This is a genomic window from Winogradskyella pacifica, from assembly GCF_013403915.1.
GTDB lineage: Bacteria > Bacteroidota > Bacteroidia > Flavobacteriales > Flavobacteriaceae > Winogradskyella > Winogradskyella pacifica.
Genome location: NZ_JABFDI010000043.1, coordinates 1 through 2114, shown reverse-complemented (window position 1 = coordinate 2114; position 2114 = coordinate 1). Strand labels below are relative to the sequence as shown.

Here is a 2114-nt window from a genome sequence, read left to right as displayed (position 1 = left end):
TGGAAACAATCCAATCATCAATGTTGGTAATTATACTAATAATGCAAACCCACAAATCATTTATGTGCGTTTGTTTAATCCAACAACAGGCTGTCAGGATACCGGAATGTTTGAGTTAGAAGTCAACTTACCACCAGTAGCCGTACAACCAACACAATTGAGTGTTTGTGATGACTTAGGTGAAACACCAGGAGATGAGTTCACGTCTTTTGATTTAACAGTGAAGGATAATGAAATCACAGGAGGCAATGCAAGTTGGTCTGTAGCGTATTATGAGACCAATGCCGATGCACAATCTCAGACGAATGTAATTCCAGATCCCACACAGTATACCAATACATCTATAAACGGATTAGGAGCTAACCCACAAACACTATATGTGGTGGTTACCGATACCAATACAGGTTGTGTAGATTTTGCAACATTAACCATAAGAGTATTACCAAACCCAACACCAACACCAAGCGATCAATTACCAAACTTAGAGTTGTGTGATGACGTTAATACAGGAGATGGAGTAGAGGTTTTTGATCTTACAGAAAATGAAATTCTAATTCTAAATGGAGAAGCCGGAGTTACAGCAAGCTACTATGAGAGTTTAGACGATGCTAACTCAGCAAGCAATGTGATACCAGATCCAACACAGTATAGCAATACAGAAACACCAGAGCAAGAGATTTATGTAAGGGTGACTAATGATGCTACTGGCTGTTATGCATTAGTTGATTTTACAATCATAGTGCATCCATTGCCAGCAGTTGTGGCCGTAACGGATTTTATTCAATGTGAATTATTCACTGATGGTGTCGATAGTTTTGATTTAACCACAAAAGACGCAGAGGTCTTAAACGGTCAAGATCCAACACAGTTTATAGTGAGCTATCACGATAATTTAGCTGATGCCGAAGCTGGTATGAATGGTTTAGTAAGTTTGTACACAAACACAAGCAACCCACAGCAGATATTTGTGACCATTACAAACAATGTAACAGGATGTTCAATTAGCACACAAAGTTTTAATATCGAAGTGCAAGAAGCAGCACAAGCCAATCCAAATATGGCACCAATTCTTTATGAAACCTGTGATGATGAGATGGAAATCGATGGAGATCCAACCAATGATAGTGCACAGTTTGATTTAACCACAAGAGACCCAGAAGTCTTGGATGGTCAAGATCCATTAAACTACATCGTAACCTATTATGAAACCCAAGACGATGCGGACTTAAAGGTAAATCCATTACCAACACTGTATGAAAATACAGTTAACCCACAAGTTATTTATGCACGAGTAGATAATGATACACCAGATGGTACCACAGGTAATGATACCTCTATATGTTATGCCGTAGCAGAAGTTACTTTACAAGTTAATCCGTTACCAGAATTTGATTTAGAAGAGACGTATATCCTATGTTTAAATACTAATGGTACTGAAACATTAGATCCATTAGTGATAGATACAGGTTTGTCAGCAACGAATTATAGTTTTGAGTGGAGCTATAACAATATTGTTATACCAGGAGCAACAGGTCCAAGTATTATACCAACAGAAGGAGGAAGCTATAGTGTCTTAGTAACAGACATGAGCACATCAACGATAACCAACTGTACTAATTTTGATACTACAGACGTTATAGAAAGTGAACCGCCAAGTTTAACCGTAGAACTCTTAACACCGGCTTTTGCAGATAATCACAGTTTAGAAGCTATAGCCATAGGAATAGGTGTTTATGAATACAGTTTAGACGGAGGACCATGGCAAGATGAAACGATCTTTACAGGCTTATCAGCAGGAGACCATGAGATCACGGCAAGAGACAAAAATGGTTGTGGATTAATAAGAACCTCAAGATTTATTATCGACTATCCATTGTTTTTCACACCTAATGGAGATGGAAATAATGAAACTTGGAACATTGAAGGTGTTGGAAGTAATGCAATAATTTATATATTCGACAGATACGGAAAGTTACTGAAACAATTAAGTCCTGATGGCAATGGTTGGGATGGAACGTTTAATAATGAAGCTATGCCAACAAGTGACTACTGGTTTACAGTAGAGTACGACGAACCAAGCGACGGAGTACGTAAAGAATTTAAAGCCCATTTTA

At 38.0% G+C, this 2114-nt stretch carries 1 protein-coding gene; it reads left to right on the top strand.

The window, feature by feature from the left end:
• Positions 1 to 2114, top strand: a 2114-nt coding sequence (locus HM984_RS17280; RefSeq protein WP_179350093.1) for a T9SS type B sorting domain-containing protein, incomplete at both ends; no start/stop codon positions are given.